12 protein-coding genes and 1 tRNA gene are annotated in these 14,393 nt (G+C 69.1%); 3 read left to right on the top strand and 10 right to left on the bottom strand.

The features are described from left to right. The 8 genes from pth to ACRY_RS10765 form a co-directional block, all read right to left on the bottom strand. Positions 1-579 (bottom strand): aminoacyl-tRNA hydrolase, encoded by a 579-nt coding sequence (gene pth, locus ACRY_RS10800; RefSeq protein WP_011942412.1) that lies wholly within the window; start codon positions 577-579, stop codon positions 1-3. Between the two features lie 18 nt (positions 580-597). Beyond that, the gene (locus ACRY_RS10795) at positions 598-1,251 is read right to left on the bottom strand and encodes a 50S ribosomal protein L25/general stress protein Ctc (protein ID WP_007421907.1); all 654 of its coding nucleotides are present in this window, start codon (positions 1,249-1,251) and stop codon (positions 598-600) included. A gap of 130 nt (positions 1,252-1,381) precedes the next feature. Beyond that, positions 1,382-2,176, bottom strand: coding sequence for an LPS export ABC transporter ATP-binding protein (gene lptB / locus ACRY_RS10790; protein ID WP_011942411.1), 795 nt, complete (start codon positions 2,174-2,176; stop codon positions 1,382-1,384). Continuing rightward, positions 2,173-3,144 carry an LptA/OstA family protein gene (locus tag ACRY_RS10785; protein WP_007421909.1) on the bottom strand — a complete coding sequence of 324 codons (972 nt, stop codon included), beginning with the start codon at positions 3,142-3,144 and terminating at the stop codon, positions 2,173-2,175. The genes lptB and ACRY_RS10785 overlap by 4 nt, the downstream gene beginning before the upstream one ends. Next, positions 3,141-3,881, bottom strand: coding sequence for an LPS export ABC transporter periplasmic protein LptC (gene lptC / locus ACRY_RS10780; protein ID WP_011942410.1), 741 nt, complete (start codon positions 3,879-3,881; stop codon positions 3,141-3,143). The genes ACRY_RS10785 and lptC overlap by 4 nt, the downstream gene beginning before the upstream one ends. Continuing rightward, positions 3,878-4,882, bottom strand: coding sequence for a KpsF/GutQ family sugar-phosphate isomerase (locus ACRY_RS10775; RefSeq protein WP_007421911.1), 1,005 nt, complete (start codon positions 4,880-4,882; stop codon positions 3,878-3,880). The genes lptC and ACRY_RS10775 overlap by 4 nt, the downstream gene beginning before the upstream one ends. A gap of 81 nt (positions 4,883-4,963) precedes the next feature. After that, positions 4,964-5,620 (bottom strand): ribonuclease D, encoded by a 657-nt coding sequence (locus ACRY_RS10770; protein WP_007421912.1) that lies wholly within the window; start codon positions 5,618-5,620, stop codon positions 4,964-4,966. 38 nt (positions 5,621-5,658) lie between these two features. Next, positions 5,659-5,744, bottom strand: a tRNA-Leu gene (locus tag ACRY_RS10765). 150 nt (positions 5,745-5,894) lie between these two features. Here ACRY_RS10765 and ACRY_RS10760 point away from each other — a divergent pair. The 3 genes from ACRY_RS10760 to gltB all read left to right on the top strand — a co-directional run bounded on the left by ACRY_RS10760 (position 5,895) and on the right by gltB (position 13,018). Continuing rightward, entirely contained in the window at positions 5,895-6,845 is a 951-nt protein-coding gene (locus ACRY_RS10760; protein WP_007421913.1) for a complex I NDUFA9 subunit family protein, read from the top strand. 177 nt (positions 6,846-7,022) lie between these two features. After that, entirely contained in the window at positions 7,023-8,474 is a 1,452-nt protein-coding gene (locus ACRY_RS10755) for an NAD(P)-dependent oxidoreductase (RefSeq protein WP_011942408.1), read from the top strand. A 5-nt stretch (positions 8,475-8,479) separates the two neighbouring features. Next, positions 8,480-13,018, top strand: coding sequence for a glutamate synthase large subunit (gene gltB, locus ACRY_RS10750; RefSeq protein ID WP_011942407.1), 4,539 nt, complete (start codon positions 8,480-8,482; stop codon positions 13,016-13,018). A gap of 15 nt (positions 13,019-13,033) precedes the next feature. Here the strand turns inward: gltB and rdgB are convergent, their stop codons facing one another. Beyond that, entirely contained in the window at positions 13,034-13,621 is a 588-nt protein-coding gene (gene rdgB / locus ACRY_RS10745) for an RdgB/HAM1 family non-canonical purine NTP pyrophosphatase (protein ID WP_011942406.1), read from the bottom strand. 7 nt (positions 13,622-13,628) lie between these two features. Continuing rightward, positions 13,629-14,360, bottom strand: coding sequence for a ribonuclease PH (rph, locus tag ACRY_RS10740; RefSeq protein ID WP_007421918.1), 732 nt, complete (start codon positions 14,358-14,360; stop codon positions 13,629-13,631). Positions 14,361-14,393 lie beyond the last annotated feature (33 nt).

Raw genomic sequence — 14,393 nt, 5'->3', positions numbered from 1 at the left:
TCAGGCGGTGTCCTTGGTCAGGAGGGCGACTTTCGTCATGAAATCTTCCGGCTTGCCGGCGGCGAGCAGGGGGGCGGCGTCGGAGACGGCTTCGAGCGTGTCGACCAGCCAGTCCTCGTCCGTCTTCGCGAAATTGCCGAGCACATGGCCGTGCACCCGCGCCTTGTCGCCCGGATGGCCGATGCCGAGGCGCACGCGCCAGTAGTCCTGGGTGCCGAGCGTGCGGTCGATGCTGCGCAGGCCGTTATGGCCGGCCGCGCCGCCGCCGCGCTTCACCCGCACCTTGCCGGGGATCAGGTCGAGCTCGTCATGAAAGACGGTGACGGCGTCCGGCGGCAGCTTGAAGAAGGCGCTGGCCGGCTGCACCGCGCGGCCCGACTCGTTCATGTAGGTCAGCGGCTTGAGGGCGACGATCTTCTCGCCGCCGACGCTGCCCTCGCTCACCAGGCCGGAAAAGCGCTTCCGCCACGGCGCGAAGCCGTGGCGGTCGGCGATCACGTCGATCGCCATGAAGCCGATATTGTGACGGTTCCGCGCCATCCCGGGTTCGGGATTGCCGAGGCCGACCCACAGCTTCATGGCGAGGGTTCCGCGATATTACTTCTTGCCGCCCTTGGCAGCGCCCTTGGCGGCACCCTTGGCCGGCGCGGCGGCGGCGCCCTCGGCCGGGGCCGCCTCGGCCACCACGGTCGGCGGCGCGATGGTCGCGATCACGAAGTCACGGTCGGTGATGGTCGGCTTCGCCTCGCCGGTGCCCTTGAGGTCCGACCAGCGGATATTGTCGTTGATGTCGAGCGGGCCGAGATCCGCCTCGAAATGATCGGGGATGTGATCCGGGTCGCACAGCACCTCGACGGCGTGGCGCACGACGTTCAGCACGCCGCCGCGCTTCATGCCGACCGAGATCAGTTCGTTGAGGAAGTTGACGTTCACAGCCACCCGAACCGGCTCGCCGGCGGCAAGGCGCTGGAAGTCCACATGCTCGGGCTGGTCGGTGACCGGATGCAGCTGGATGTCGCGCATCAGCGCACGGGCCTTGCCCGAAGCGGTCTCGATCTCGTAGAGGCGCGAGCGCCAGCCGCCGCGCTTCATCTCGCGCAGCACGATGCGCGGGTCGAGCGCGATCAGGGTGGGTTCCTGCTTCGCCCCGTAAATCACCGCCGGCACCTTGCCGGCCCGCCGTGTCGCCCGCGCCACCCCCTTGCCGGCCCGCGCGCGATCCTCGGCCGCAATGGTCTCGAACTTGGCCATTCTTCGCTCCATGAACTCAATGAAAAAAACCGGCCTCCAGGGGTGCCGGCAGGGTTCGCCTAGCCCATCGGGGCGGGCGTGACAAGTTTTGTCGCCGCATGCGCGCCATCCGCGTGGCGGCGGGGGCGGGTCAGAGCATGAAGCGGTCGCCGAGATAGACGCGGCGGACCTCGGGATGCGCCACCACCTCGTCCGGCGCGCCTTCCATGAGGACATGGCCCTCGTGCAGGATATAGGCGCGGTCGATCACTTCCAGCGTCTCGCGGACATTGTGGTCAGTGATGACCACGCCGAGGCCGCGCTGCTTGAGCTGGGCCACCATGTCGCGGATCTCGCCGACCGCGATCGGGTCGATGCCGGCGAGCGGCTCGTCGAGCAGGATGTAGCTCGGCCCGGTGGCCAGCGCGCGGGCGATCTCGACCCGCCGGCGCTCGCCGCCGGACAGGGCGAGGGCCGGCGTGCGGCGCAGGTGCGAGATGCCGAATTCGGCGAGCAGGGCATCCAGCATGGCCTCGCGCCGGTCGGGATCGTTCTCCACCACCTCGAGGGCGGCGGTGATGTTCTGTTCGACCGTCAGGCCGCGGAACACGCTGGCTTCCTGCGGCAGGTAGCCGATGCCGAGCCGCGCGCGGCGATACATCGGCAGGGTCGAGATATCGGCGCCGTCGAGCATGATCGATCCGGAATCCGGCTGGATCAGCCCGACGATCATGTAGAAGGTCGTGGTCTTGCCGGCGCCGTTCGGGCCGAGCAGCCCGACGGCCTCGCCGCGCCGCAGCGTGACCGAGACGTTGCGCACCACGGGACGCTTGCGGAAACTCTTGCCGAGGCCACGCGCGACCAGCCCCTGCTCGGCCAGAGTGCCGGGAACGGGGAAGCGTTCGCGAACGCCGCCCTCGATGACGCGAAGCTGCTCCTTCATCATTTCGCTCTGGCGCCCGATTGCGGCGATTTCGCGGCACCGGGTTTTGCGGCCGGCGCCGAGTCCGGCAGGATGAGGCCCTCCACCCGATGGCCGGGAGCGGAGACCAGCGTCGCCACCCCGGTCTTCATGTTGACCTGGGCGATGTGGCCGGCAAGCTCGTTCGGGCCGTGGGTGATGTGGACATTGCCGGTGAGCACCGCGATTCCGGTGGCCGGATGATAGACGCCGTGATCGCCGGTCGCGACATCGGTCTGCGTCGTCACGACGACATGCCCCTCCGCCACCACCTTGCGCAGCTGGCTCGCTTCCGCCGTGGAGCCCGCCGGTGGCGTGCCGCCGGCTTTCGGCGCGGCGGGGGCGGCGGTGAAATAGCCGGTCAGCCGGTCGGCGGTGACGGACCGGCCGTCCTTGCCGACCACTTTCGCATGGCCGATCGCGACCGCCTTGCGGGCCTCGGACCAGTATTGCAGCGCCCTGGTGGCGGTGACCGTCTCGGTCGGGGTGATCAGCCGCAGGTTGCCGCCGGTCAGCACGAGTTCGTGGCGGGCCATGTGATAGACCGCGAGATCGCCGAAGGCCTGCTCGGTCGCGGTGAAGATGTGGACATGGCCCACCGCGTCGAGCTGGGTGATCTGCGACGCGCCGGAATCGAGGCCGCCGAGGCCTCCGGCCGAAGCATCAGGTTTCGCCGCCGGCGTCGGCTTTGCCGCGCCGCTGGCCGGCTTCGGGCTGTAATGGGCGACGAGTTCGTCCGCCGTCACCGTGACCTTGCCGCGCACCGCCCTGGCATTGCCCTTCGCGGTCACGATCCGGGTCTTCTGGTTCCAGGAAATGCCGTTCTGCGCCGTGATGTCGATCGGCGCCGGCTGGCCGCCGGCGGTGCCGAAACCGAGCGACTGCGCGCTGGCGCCGGCGGGAAGGGCGGCCACGAGCAGGAGCGCCGTGAGCGGCGCCGCCAGCGGCCTCATGAACCGCCTCCGGCACCCGTGGCGGTCGATGACGGATTCGCCTGGTCGAGCACGAGATGCGAAGGCCCGGTGAAAGTAATGATCTGGCCGCGATTGCGCGCGGTGAAGCCCTGCGCCGAGGTCAGCGTTCCGAACGGGCCGAAGGCGCTGACCGGGTCGTGCCCGTCGGCGGTGCCGGCCTGGATGTCGATCGTTGCCTGGCGCGTGCGCATGGTGGTGCCGTCGGCGCGGTAGAGCGTCACCTTGCCGGCCAGGTCGAGACGCTGGGTCTTCTGGTGATAGACGCCGTTGCGGGCATCGAGCATGAACCAGGCGCCACCTTTCGTCGTGATGTCGCCTTTCGGCCCGGTCAGGCTCAGCCGGTCGCCGCCGGTCTGCACGGCGTGGCGCGCGGTGATGGTGAATTTCTCGCCGCGCGCGTCCACGCCGCGATATTCCGCCGTGCTCATCCGCGAGAGGGCGGCGCCCGAGGCTTGCGGCAATTCGCGATAGGTGACCCGGCCGAAGCTCGCGCCGCTGCGCAGGTCGGGGAAGATCACGATGGCGAAGAGCAGCACGGCCGCGATCGCCGGGAGAACGATCTTGGCGATGCCGACGATGCGCCGCTGCCGGCCGAGGGCGGCGCGCTGGCGGTCACGCGCGTGGGCCAGGGCGGCGAACAGCCCGTCGGCCTGCGAGAACAGCGTGCCGTGCCGCTGCGGCTTGCCGGGCTGGTCGGGGGTGCGCGCGGTGTTCATGCGACACCCGCCCGCAGCAGGTCGTGCATGTGGACGATGCCGAGCACCCGCCGCGACTCGTCCACCACGAACAGCGACATCACCCGCGGGGTCAGCGCCGTCATGTCGTGCAGCGCCTCCTCGGCCAGGCGTTCGGGCCCGATCACGCGCGGGCTGGTGGTCATGATGCGGCCGACCTCCCGCGTCAGCAGATCCGGCGCCATGGCCCGGCGGAGGTCGCCGTCGGTCACCACGCCGAGCAGGCGGCGTTCGCCGTCGATGATGCCGAGGCAGCCGAAATGCTTTGCGGTGATCAGCAGGATCGCCTGATCCATGCGCGTGTCCGGCCCGGCGAGCGGCACGGCCTCGCCTTCATGCATCAGGTCGCGAACGCGCCGGAGCCGGGCGCCGAGCTTGCCGCCGGGGTGGAACAGGCCGAAATCGGCGGCGGTGAAGCCGCGCCGGGCGAGCAGGGCAACGGCGATGGCGTCGCCGAGCGCCATCTGCATCGTCGTGCTGGTGGTCGGCGCCATGCCGATCGGCCCGGCCTCGGGGGCGGCGGGGAGCAGCAGCACGAGGTCGGCGGCGCGGGCCAGGGTGCTCTCGGCGCGGCTGGTGATCGCGACCAGCGGCAGGGCGAAGCGGCGGACATGGGAAACGATGGCGGCGAGTTCGGCGGCCTCGCCGGAGTTCGACAGGGCGATCACCGCGTCGCCCGGCACGATCATGCCGAGATCGCCGTGGCTCGCCTCGGCCGGGTGGACGAACAGCGCCGGCGTGCCGGTGGAGGCGAGGGTGGCGGCGATCTTGCGCGCCACATGGCCGGACTTGCCCATGCCGGTGACGACGACGCGGCCGGCGATGTCCGCCAGCGTCGTCACCGCCGCGGTGAAGCCCTCGCCCAGCGTTGCGGCCAGGGCGTTGAGCGCGGCCGCCTCGGTCGCGAGCACGTCGCGCGCGATGGCGAGATCGTCGGTGGCGGCCGTCGGGGACTGATCGCGGCGTGGAGGGGCAACAGGCATGGTCTGTCCGCTCGTCATGGCCTTGTATGTGACGATGCGCCGCGCCGGGTCAACAGAATGACGCGCGGGGCGGGGCCGCCGTCAGCGATGGCTGAAAATGTCGGGGTCCTCGAAACCGAGCAGATCGAGCTTCGCGCGCGCCGGCAGGAACCGGTAGCACGCATCGGCCAGTTCGCGCCGCCCCTCGCGGACCAGGAGGGCTTCGAGCCGCGCCCAGATCGCATGCAGGTGCAGCACGTCCGACGCCGCATAGGCGCATTGCTCGGGCGAGAGCTCGGCCGAACCCCAGTCGCTGGTCTGCTGCTGCTTGGAGATCTCGATGCCGACGAGGTCGCGGCAGAGATCCTTCAGCCCGTGGCGGTCGGTATAGGTGCGGACCAGCTTCGAGGCGATCTTGGTGCAGATCACCGGCGCGGTCGTCACGCCGAGCGCGTGATGCAGCATCGCGAGGTCGAACCGGGCGAAGTGGAACAGCTTGGTCACGCCGGGATGCTCGAGCAGGCGCTTCAGGTTCGGGCAGTCGGCGCCGCGCCCGCCCAGGGCGGGCGGGACGATCTGCACGAGATGCGCGCTGTTGTCGCCGGCGGAGAGCTGCACGAGGCAGAGCCGGTCGCGCCGCGGATCGAGGCCCATCGTTTCGGTGTCGACGGCGACCACGGGGCCGAGATCGAGCCCGTCCGGAAGGTCGTGGCGATGGATGTGGATGGTGGCGCCGGCGGCAAACTGGGTCTGGCTCATCGGCCCATCACGATCCCGCACGCGGGACTATTGAGAGTTGGTGCCCAGGAGAAGACTCGAACTTCCACAGCCTTGCGGCCACAGGTACCTGAAACCTGCGCGTCTACCATTCCGCCACCTGGGCAAGGAGGCTAACCGCGCCGCACCGGCGCGCTTCGGTGAACGGGGCTGTAGCGAAGCGGCGCCCTGCCGTCAATCCGCCTTCGTGCGGGAGGCGGTTGTCTTGCGCGGGCCAGTCATGCGAACAGAAGGCACCCATCAAAAGGAGACCCTCATGGCATCGCGCAAGGTTGCAACGGTTTTCGGCGCATCCGGCTTCATTGGCCGCCATGTCGTGAAACGCCTGGCCGCCGCGGGCTGGGTGGTGCGCGCGGCGATGCGCGATACCGAGGCCGGCGCCTTTCTCCGCCCGCTTGGCGATGTCGGCCAGATCGTGCCGCTCTATGCTCCGCTCGACAACGAGGCGGCGTTGCGCCGCGCGATCGAGGGGGCGACCTGCGTCATCAATCTCGTGGGAATCCTGGCCGAACGGCGGCGCGGCGATTTCGACCGGGTGCAGCACCAGGGGGCGGCGAGAATCGCGACGCTCGCGGCGGAGGCGGGGGTGCGCGCGCTCGTGCACGTCTCGGCGATCGGCGCCGATCCGAAGGCGGCGAGCCAGTATGCTCGGAGCAAGGGGCTGGGCGAGGCGGCGGTGCGGGCGGCCTTTCCTGCGGCGACGATCCTGCGCCCCTCGATCGTGTTCGGGCCGGAGGACGGGTTCTTCAACCGCTTCGGCGCGATGGCGGCGCAACTGCCGTTCCTGCCGGTGATCGAGGGCGAGACGAAATTCCAGCCGGTGTATGTCGGCGACGTCGCCGATGCGGTGATGGCGGCGATCGACCGGCCCGAACTCGCCGGCGCAACCTACGAGCTCGGCGGCCCCGAAGTGCGGAGCTTCCGCGACCTGCTGGCCTATATCAACGCGGAAACCGGCCATCACCGCGCCCTGATCGGCGTGCCGCGCTGGGCCGCCTGGTTGCAGGCTTCGGTGCTCCAGCGCCTGCCCGGACGGTTGCTGACGACCGATCAGCTCCTGCTGCTCCGGCGCGACAACGTGGTCGCGCGGAACGCGCGGACGCTGGCCGATCTCGGCATCGTCGCGACGCCGATCGACCTTGTCGTCCCCTCCTACATGCGGCGCTACCGGCATGGCGGCGGGCGTCCGACTGGCGGCGAAGCGTGATAGGTCTCAAACGGGACATAATTTTCTGTCACAAAACCGCGGTGACGAGGGCGCAGAGCTGGTAATCGAGCATATATGGCAGTTGATATGACTTAACATCGAATTATTGCTGGCAATCTCCGTTCCCGTGAGCTAGATACTGCCGGAAACAGCTATCCACGGAACGGAGTTGTGCCGATGACCGAGCACATGCAGCAATTCGTGCGTCTTGCGCAGCAGCCGCCGGAAAAGCGCGCCGCCGTCGAACGCCGCGAGGATTTCGGCGAGATCTATCGCGATTTCGACCCGAAGGACGCGGCGGCCCAGGCCAGCCGGTGCAGCCAGTGCGGGATTCCGTTCTGTCAGGTGCATTGCCCGCTCGGCAACAACATCCCCGACTGGCTGAAGCTCTCGGCCGAGGGGCGGCTCGAGGAAGCCTACGAGATTTCCGCCGCCACCAACACGTTCCCCGAAATCTGCGGCCGCATCTGCCCGCAGGACCGGCTCTGCGAGGGCAATTGCGTCATCGAGAAGGGGTTCGAGAGCGTGACCATCGGCGCCGTCGAGCGCTACATCACCGACACCGCCTTCGAGAATGGCTGGGTCCGGCCGATCCGCCCGCGGCGCGAGCGCGCGCAGAGTGTCGGCATCATCGGCGCCGGGCCGGCCGGCCTCGCCGCCGCCGAGGCGCTGCGGCGCAAGGGGTATCAGGTGCATGTCCATGACCGGCACGACCGGGTGGGCGGGCTGCTGATCTACGGCATTCCCGGCTTCAAGCTGGAGAAGGAGATCGTCGCCCGGCGGCGCGCCTGGCTCGAGGACGGCGGCATCCATTTCCATCTGAACGAGGATATCGGCGGCGCCCTGAGCTTTGCCGAGCTGCGCGCGCGCTACGACGCGGTGCTGGTCGCCACCGGCGTCTACAAGGCGCGCGAGATCGACGTGCCGGGCAGCCGGCTCGACGGCGTGGTGCCGGCGCTCGACTATCTCATCGCCTCGAACCGCAAGGGGCTGGGCGATGCGGTGCCGGACTATGATTCGGGTGCCTTGAACGCCGCCGGCAAGCGCGTCGTCGTCATCGGCGGCGGCGACACGGCGATGGACTGTGTCCGCACCGCGATCCGCCAGGACGCCGCCGCCGTCACCTGCCTCTATCGGCGCGACCGCGCCAACATGCCCGGCTCGGCGCGCGAGGTCGCGAACGCGATCGACGAGGGTGTCGAGTTCACCTGGCTCTCCGCGCCGGAGGCCTTCGTCGGCGCCGGGCGGGTCAGTGCGGTGAAGGCGGTGCGGATGCATCTCGGCCTCGCCGATGCCTCGGGCCGCCAGACGGTCGAGCCCATCGCGGGTTCGGAATTCACCATCGAGGCCGATCTCGTCATAAAGGCGCTCGGCTTCGACCCCGAGGATCTGCCCGGCGCCTTCAACGAGCCGGGCCTCACGCTGACCCGCTGGGGCACGCTGAAGGTCGATTCGAAGAGTTTCATGACCGCGCTGCCCGGCGTGTTCGCCGCCGGCGACATCGTGCGCGGCGCCAGCCTCGTCGTCTGGGCGATCAAGGACGGCCGCGATGCCGCCGACGCCATGCACGCCTATCTCGAAACCGCCGCCGCGCGCCCCGACGGCGCGCTCGCCACCGCCGCGGAGTGATGACCATGACCCATGAAACCGCCTCCGAATTTCTCGCCGCCTGGCAGCGCAACACCACGGCCCTCGCCGGCAGCTACGATCCGGCGCAGGAACACGATGCCTGCGGCGTCGGCCTGATCGCGGCGCTCGATGGCCGCAAGCGGCGCGACGTCGTCGTCGCCGGAATCGACGCCCTGAAAGCCGTCTGGCATCGCGGCGCGGTCGATGCCGATGGCAAGACCGGCGATGGCGCCGGCATCCATGTCGAGATTCCGCAGGATTTCTTCGCCGATGCGGTGGAGCGCGGCGGCGACCGCATGCGCCGCGGGCCGATCGCGGTGGGCATGGTGTTCCTGCCCAAGACCGATCTCGGCGCGCAGGAGCGCTGCCGGCAGATCGTCGAGACCGAGATCCTGAATTTCGGCTACCGCATCTATGGCTGGCGCCAGGTGCCGATCGACGTCTCCTGCATCGGCGAGAAGGCGAACGCGACCCGCCCCGAGATCGAGCAGATCATGGTGTGGAACGCGCTCGGCAAGTCCGAGGAGGAGTACGAGCGCGACCTCTACGTGATCCGCCGGCGGATCGAGAAGGAAGCGATCGCGGCGCAGATTCCCGAGCTTTACATCTGCTCGCTCTCCTGCCGCTCGATCATCTACAAGGGCATGTTCCTCGCCGAGAGCCTGACGGAGTTCTACCCCGACCTGCTTGACGAGCGGTTCGTCTCGCGCTTCGCGATCTACCACCAGCGCTATTCGACCAACACCTTCCCCACCTGGCGGCTCGCCCAGCCGTTCCGCTGCCTTGCGCATAACGGCGAGATCAACACGCTGGCCGGCAACGTGAACTGGATGAAGAGCCACGAGACGCGCCTCGCCGCCGGCGCGCTCGATGATTATCTCGGCGACATCAAGCCGGTGATCCAGGCCGGCAGTTCCGACACCGCGACGCTCGATGCCGTCTTCGAACTGCTGGTGCATGGCGGCCGCGACGCGATGATGGCGAAGACGCTGATGATCCCGCCCTCGATCGGCGCCGATGCGACGATGAAGGCCGCGCATCGCAACCTGATCAGCTATTGCAACGCGGTGATGGAGCCGTGGGACGGGCCGGCCGCGATCACCGCGACGGATGGCCGCTACGTCATCGCCGGGCTCGACCGCAACGGGCTGCGGCCGCTGCGCTTCACCCGCACCAGCGACGGGCTGCTGATCGTCGGCTCGGAAACCGGCATGGTCAAGCGCGAGGAGGCGGAGATCGTCGAGCGCGGCCGCGTCGGGCCGGGCGAGACCATCGCCGTCGATCTCGCCGATGGCCGCTTCTACCATCATGCCGAGCTGATGGACGATCTCGCCGCCCGGCAGGATTTCGGCGCCTGGACCGCCGGCATCAAGGTGATCGACCATATCGTGAAAACCGATGCGCCGGAGCCGGTTCTCTTCGAGGGCGAGGCGCTGCGCCGCCGCCAGCTCGGCGTCGGCTACACGCTGGAGGAGCTCGAACTCATCCTGCATCCGATGGTCGAGGACGCCAACGAGGCGACCGGCTCGATGGGCGACGACACGCCGATCGCCGTTCTGTCGGAGCGTTATCGCGGGTTGCATCACTATTTCCGCCAGAGCTTCAGCCAGGTCACCAACCCCGCGATCGACAGTCTGCGCGAAAGCCGCGTGATGTCGCTGAAGACGCGGCTCGGCAATCTCGGCAACGTGCTCGACGAGGATTCCAGCCAGTGCGATCTGTTGCAGCTGGAAAGCCCGGTTCTCTCGACCGCCGAGTTCGACGCGATGCGCCGGACGATGGGCGACAATGCCTGCGTGGTGAACTGCACCTTCCCGGTCGCCGATGGCGAGGGCGGGCTGCGCGCCGCGATCGAGCGGATCCGCCGCGAGGCCGAGGAAGGCGTGCGCGCGGGCTGCACGCATGTCATCCTCACTGACGAGACGTTTGACGAGGCGCATGCGCCGATCCCGATGATCCTCGCCACCGGCGCCGTGCACACGCATCTCGTCCGCCAGTCGCTGCGGACCTTCACCAGCCTCAACGTGCGCGCCGCCGAATGCATGGACGTGCATTACTTCGCCGTGCTGATCGGCGTGGGGGCGACCACGATCAACGCCTATCTCGCGCAGGAAAGCATCGCCGACCGGCATCGCCGCGGCCTGTTCGGATCGATCAGCCTGAAGGAGTGCATCGGCCGCTACAAGAAGGCGGTGAACAAGGGATTGCTCAAGGTGATGTCGAAGCTCGGCATCTCGGTGATCTCGTCCTATCGCGGCGGCTACAATTTCGAGGCGATCGGACTCTCGCGCGCGCTGGTGGCGGAATTCTTCCCCGGCATGCCCTCGCGGATTTCCGGCATCGGCCTGCCCGGCATCGCCCACAAGATGCTGGAACTGCACCGCACCGCCTGGGATTCGGATGCCGTCACCCTGCCGGTCGGCGGCGCCTATCGCCTGCGCCGCAAGGGCGAGACGCATGCGTTCGACGGGCAGATGGTCCACATGCTGCAGACCGCGGTCGCGACCGACAGCTTCACGCTGTATCGCAAATACGCCGATGCGGTGAACGCCCAGCCGCCGGTGGCGCTGCGCGACCTGCTCGATTTCCGCAGCGAGGGGATGACGCCGATCCCGGTGGACGAGGTCGAGAGCATCACCGAAATCCGCAAGCGGCTTGTCGCACCGGGCATTTCGCTCGGCGCGCTCAGCCCCGAGGCGCACGAGACGCTGTCGATCGCGATGAACCGCATCGGCGCGCGCTCGGATTCGGGCGAGGGCGGCGAGGACGCGGCACGGGCGACGCCGCGGCCGAACGGCGATAACGCGTCGTCGGCGATCAAGCAGATCGCCTCGGGCCGTTTCGGCGTGACGGCGGAATATCTCAACAACTGCCGCGAGATCGAGATCAAGGTCGCCCAGGGTGCCAAGCCCGGCGAGGGCGGCCAGCTGCCCGGCTTCAAGGTTACCGAGCTGATCGCCAAGCTCCGGCATTCGACGCCGGGGGTGATGCTGATCAGCCCGCCGCCGCATCACGACATCTACTCGATCGAGGATCTCGCCCAGCTGATCTACGATCTCAAGCAGATCAACCCGCAGGCGACGGTGTGCGTGAAGCTCGTCTCGCGCTCGGGCATCGGCACCATCGCGGCCGGCGTGGCGAAGGCGAAGGCGGATGCGATCCTGATCTCCGGCCATTCCGGCGGCACCGGCGCCTCGCCGCAGACCTCGATCAAATATGCCGGCCTGCCCTGGGAGATGGGCCTGTCGGAGACACATCAGGTGCTGATGCTCAACCGGCTGCGCCACATGGTGAAGCTGCGCACCGATGGCGGCATCAAGACCGGGCGTGACGTGGTGATCGCGGCCATGCTCGGCGCCGAGGAATTCGGCATCGGCACCGCCTCGCTGGTGGCGATGGGCTGCATCATGGTGCGCCAGTGCCATTCCAACACCTGCCCGGTCGGCGTGTGCACGCAGGACGAGGCGCTGCGCGCGAAGTTCGAGGGCACGCCGGAGAAGGTGATCAACCTGTTCTCCTTCATCGCCGAGGATGTGCGACACATCCTCGCCTCGCTCGGCGTCCGCCGGCTCGAGGACGTGATCGGCCGCACCGACTACCTGCACCAGATCTCGCGCGGCTCCGAGCTGCTCGACGATCTCGATCTCAACGCGCTGCTCGCCCAGGCCGACCCCGGCCCCTATGCGCGCTTCTGCACGCTGCAGGGCCGCAACGAGGTGCCGGAGACGCTGGATGCGCAGATGATCGAGGATGCGACACCGTTCTTCGAGCGCGGCGAGAAGATGCAGCTGCAATACGGCATCCGCAACACGCATCGCGCGATCGGCACCAAGTTCTCGGGACAGATCGTGCGGCGCAAGCGCGGCGCCGACCTGCAGGCCGACCACGTCACCGTGCGGCTGCGCGGGGCGGCGGGCCAGTCGCTCGGCGCCTTCGCGGTGCGCGGGCTCAAGCTCGAGGTCTTCGGCGATGCCAACGACTATGTCGGCAAGGGCCTGTCCGGGGCGACCATCGTGGTGCGGCCGGCGCCGTCCTCGACGCTTGTCAGCCAGGATAACACGATCATCGGCAATACCTGCCTCTACGGCGCAACCTCGGGCCGGCTGTTCGCCGCCGGCCAGGCGGGCGAGCGCTTCGCGGTGCGCAATTCCGGCGCCGTGGCGGTGGTCGAGGGGGCAGGGTCGAATGCCTGCGAATACATGACCGGCGGAACGGTCGTGATTCTCGGGCCGGTGGGCGACAATTTCGGTGCCGGCTTCACCGGCGGCATCGCCTTCGTCTACGATCCGGCCGCCGATTTCGAGCTGCGGGTCAACCCCGACACGCTGCTCTGGAATCGGGTGACGGAGGCCTACTGGGCGCAGCATCTGCGCGACCTCGTGACCGAGCACGCGCGCGAGACGCAGAGCCTCTATGCCGAGCGCCTGCTCAACGAGTGGGAGCGCACGCTGGCGCGGTTCTGGATGGTGGTGCCGCGCGACTATGCGCGCTTCCTGCCGGTTCCGATGACGGCGCCGGCGGTGGAGAAGATTCCGGCCGAGTAACCGGCCGGAAGATCTTCAGCCGAGATGCGCCGCGGCGAACTGCCGCAGCGCCCGGTAGCGGTGGCTGATCGCCGATTTTTCCGCCTTGTCGAGTTCGGCGAAACTGCGCGTCTCGCCGAGCGGCACGAAGACCGGATCGTAGCCGAAGCCGCCATCGCCGCGCGGCGCGGGGGCGATGCGCCCGCGGCACCAGCCGAGATAGGTGAAGGTCCGTCCTTCGGGTGTCGCGAGGCAGATGGCGGCGGCGAAGGCGGCGCGGTCGTCCGCCCGGCTGGCGGCGATGATGTTCGCCATCGCCGCGGCATAGCCGCCCGCCTCCTGCGCGAAGCGCGCCGAGCGCACGCCGGGCGCGCCGCCGAGGGCGGCGACCTCCAGCCCCGAATCGTCGGCGATCGCCGCGAGACCGCTCGTTGTCGCCGCCGCGAGCGCCTTGATCCGCGCATTGCCGGCGAAATCCGGCGCGTCCTCCACCGGCTCCTTCAGGCCGAGCGCGCCGGAAGATACACAATCGAGCCCGTGCGGGGCGAGCAGCAGGGCGAATTCGGCGAGCTTGCCGGCATTGTGGGTGGCGATCACCACCCGCTGGCCGCGTTCGAGCCGCATCGCCGCCTCAGGCCGCATCGAGGGCCGCGCGCTGTGCCGCGAACAGCTCGGCGGTGCCCTTGCGGGCAAGGCCGAGCAGGGTGCCGAAGGTCGCCTCCTCGAAGGTCGCCCGTTCGGCGGTCGCCTGGATCTCGACGATGCCGCCCGTGCCGGTGAGGACGAAATTGGCGTCCGCCTCGGCGTTGGAATCCTCGGCGTAATCGAGGTCGAGCACCGGGACGCCCCCGAACACGCCGCAGGAGACGGCCGCAACCTGGCCAATCAGCGGGTCGGTCGCGATCACGTTCGCCTTGCGCAGCGTGCGAATCGCGAGCGCGAGCGCGACCCAGGCGCCGGTGATCGCGGCACAGCGCGTGCCGCCATCGGCGTTCAGCACGTCGCAATCGAGGGTGATGGTCATTTCGCCCAGCGCCGTGCGGTCCACCACCGCGCGCAGCGAGCGGCCGATCAGCCGCTGGATTTCCTGTGTGCGGCCGGACTGCTTGCCGCGCGCCGCCTCGCGGTCGCCGCGGGTGTGGGTCGCGCGCGGCAGCATGCCGTATTCCGCCGTCACCCAGCCCTGGCCGGCGCCGCGCAGGAAGCCCGGCACCCGGCCCTCCACGCTCGCCGCGCACAGCACCTCGGTGCCGCCCATGCGGATCAGCGCCGAGCCCTCGGCATGGCGGGAGAAGCCGGTGACGATCTCCACCTGGCGCAGCGCATCGGCCATGCGGCCGCTCGGTCTCTTGATTTCGGGCATGAAGCCACTCCTGTCGGCTGAAACGTGTCGCTT

The sequence above is a fragment of the Acidiphilium cryptum JF-5 genome, assembly GCF_000016725.1.
Taxonomy (GTDB): domain Bacteria; phylum Pseudomonadota; class Alphaproteobacteria; order Acetobacterales; family Acetobacteraceae; genus Acidiphilium; species Acidiphilium multivorum.
This window is presented reverse-complemented; position numbering and strand designations above follow the sequence as displayed.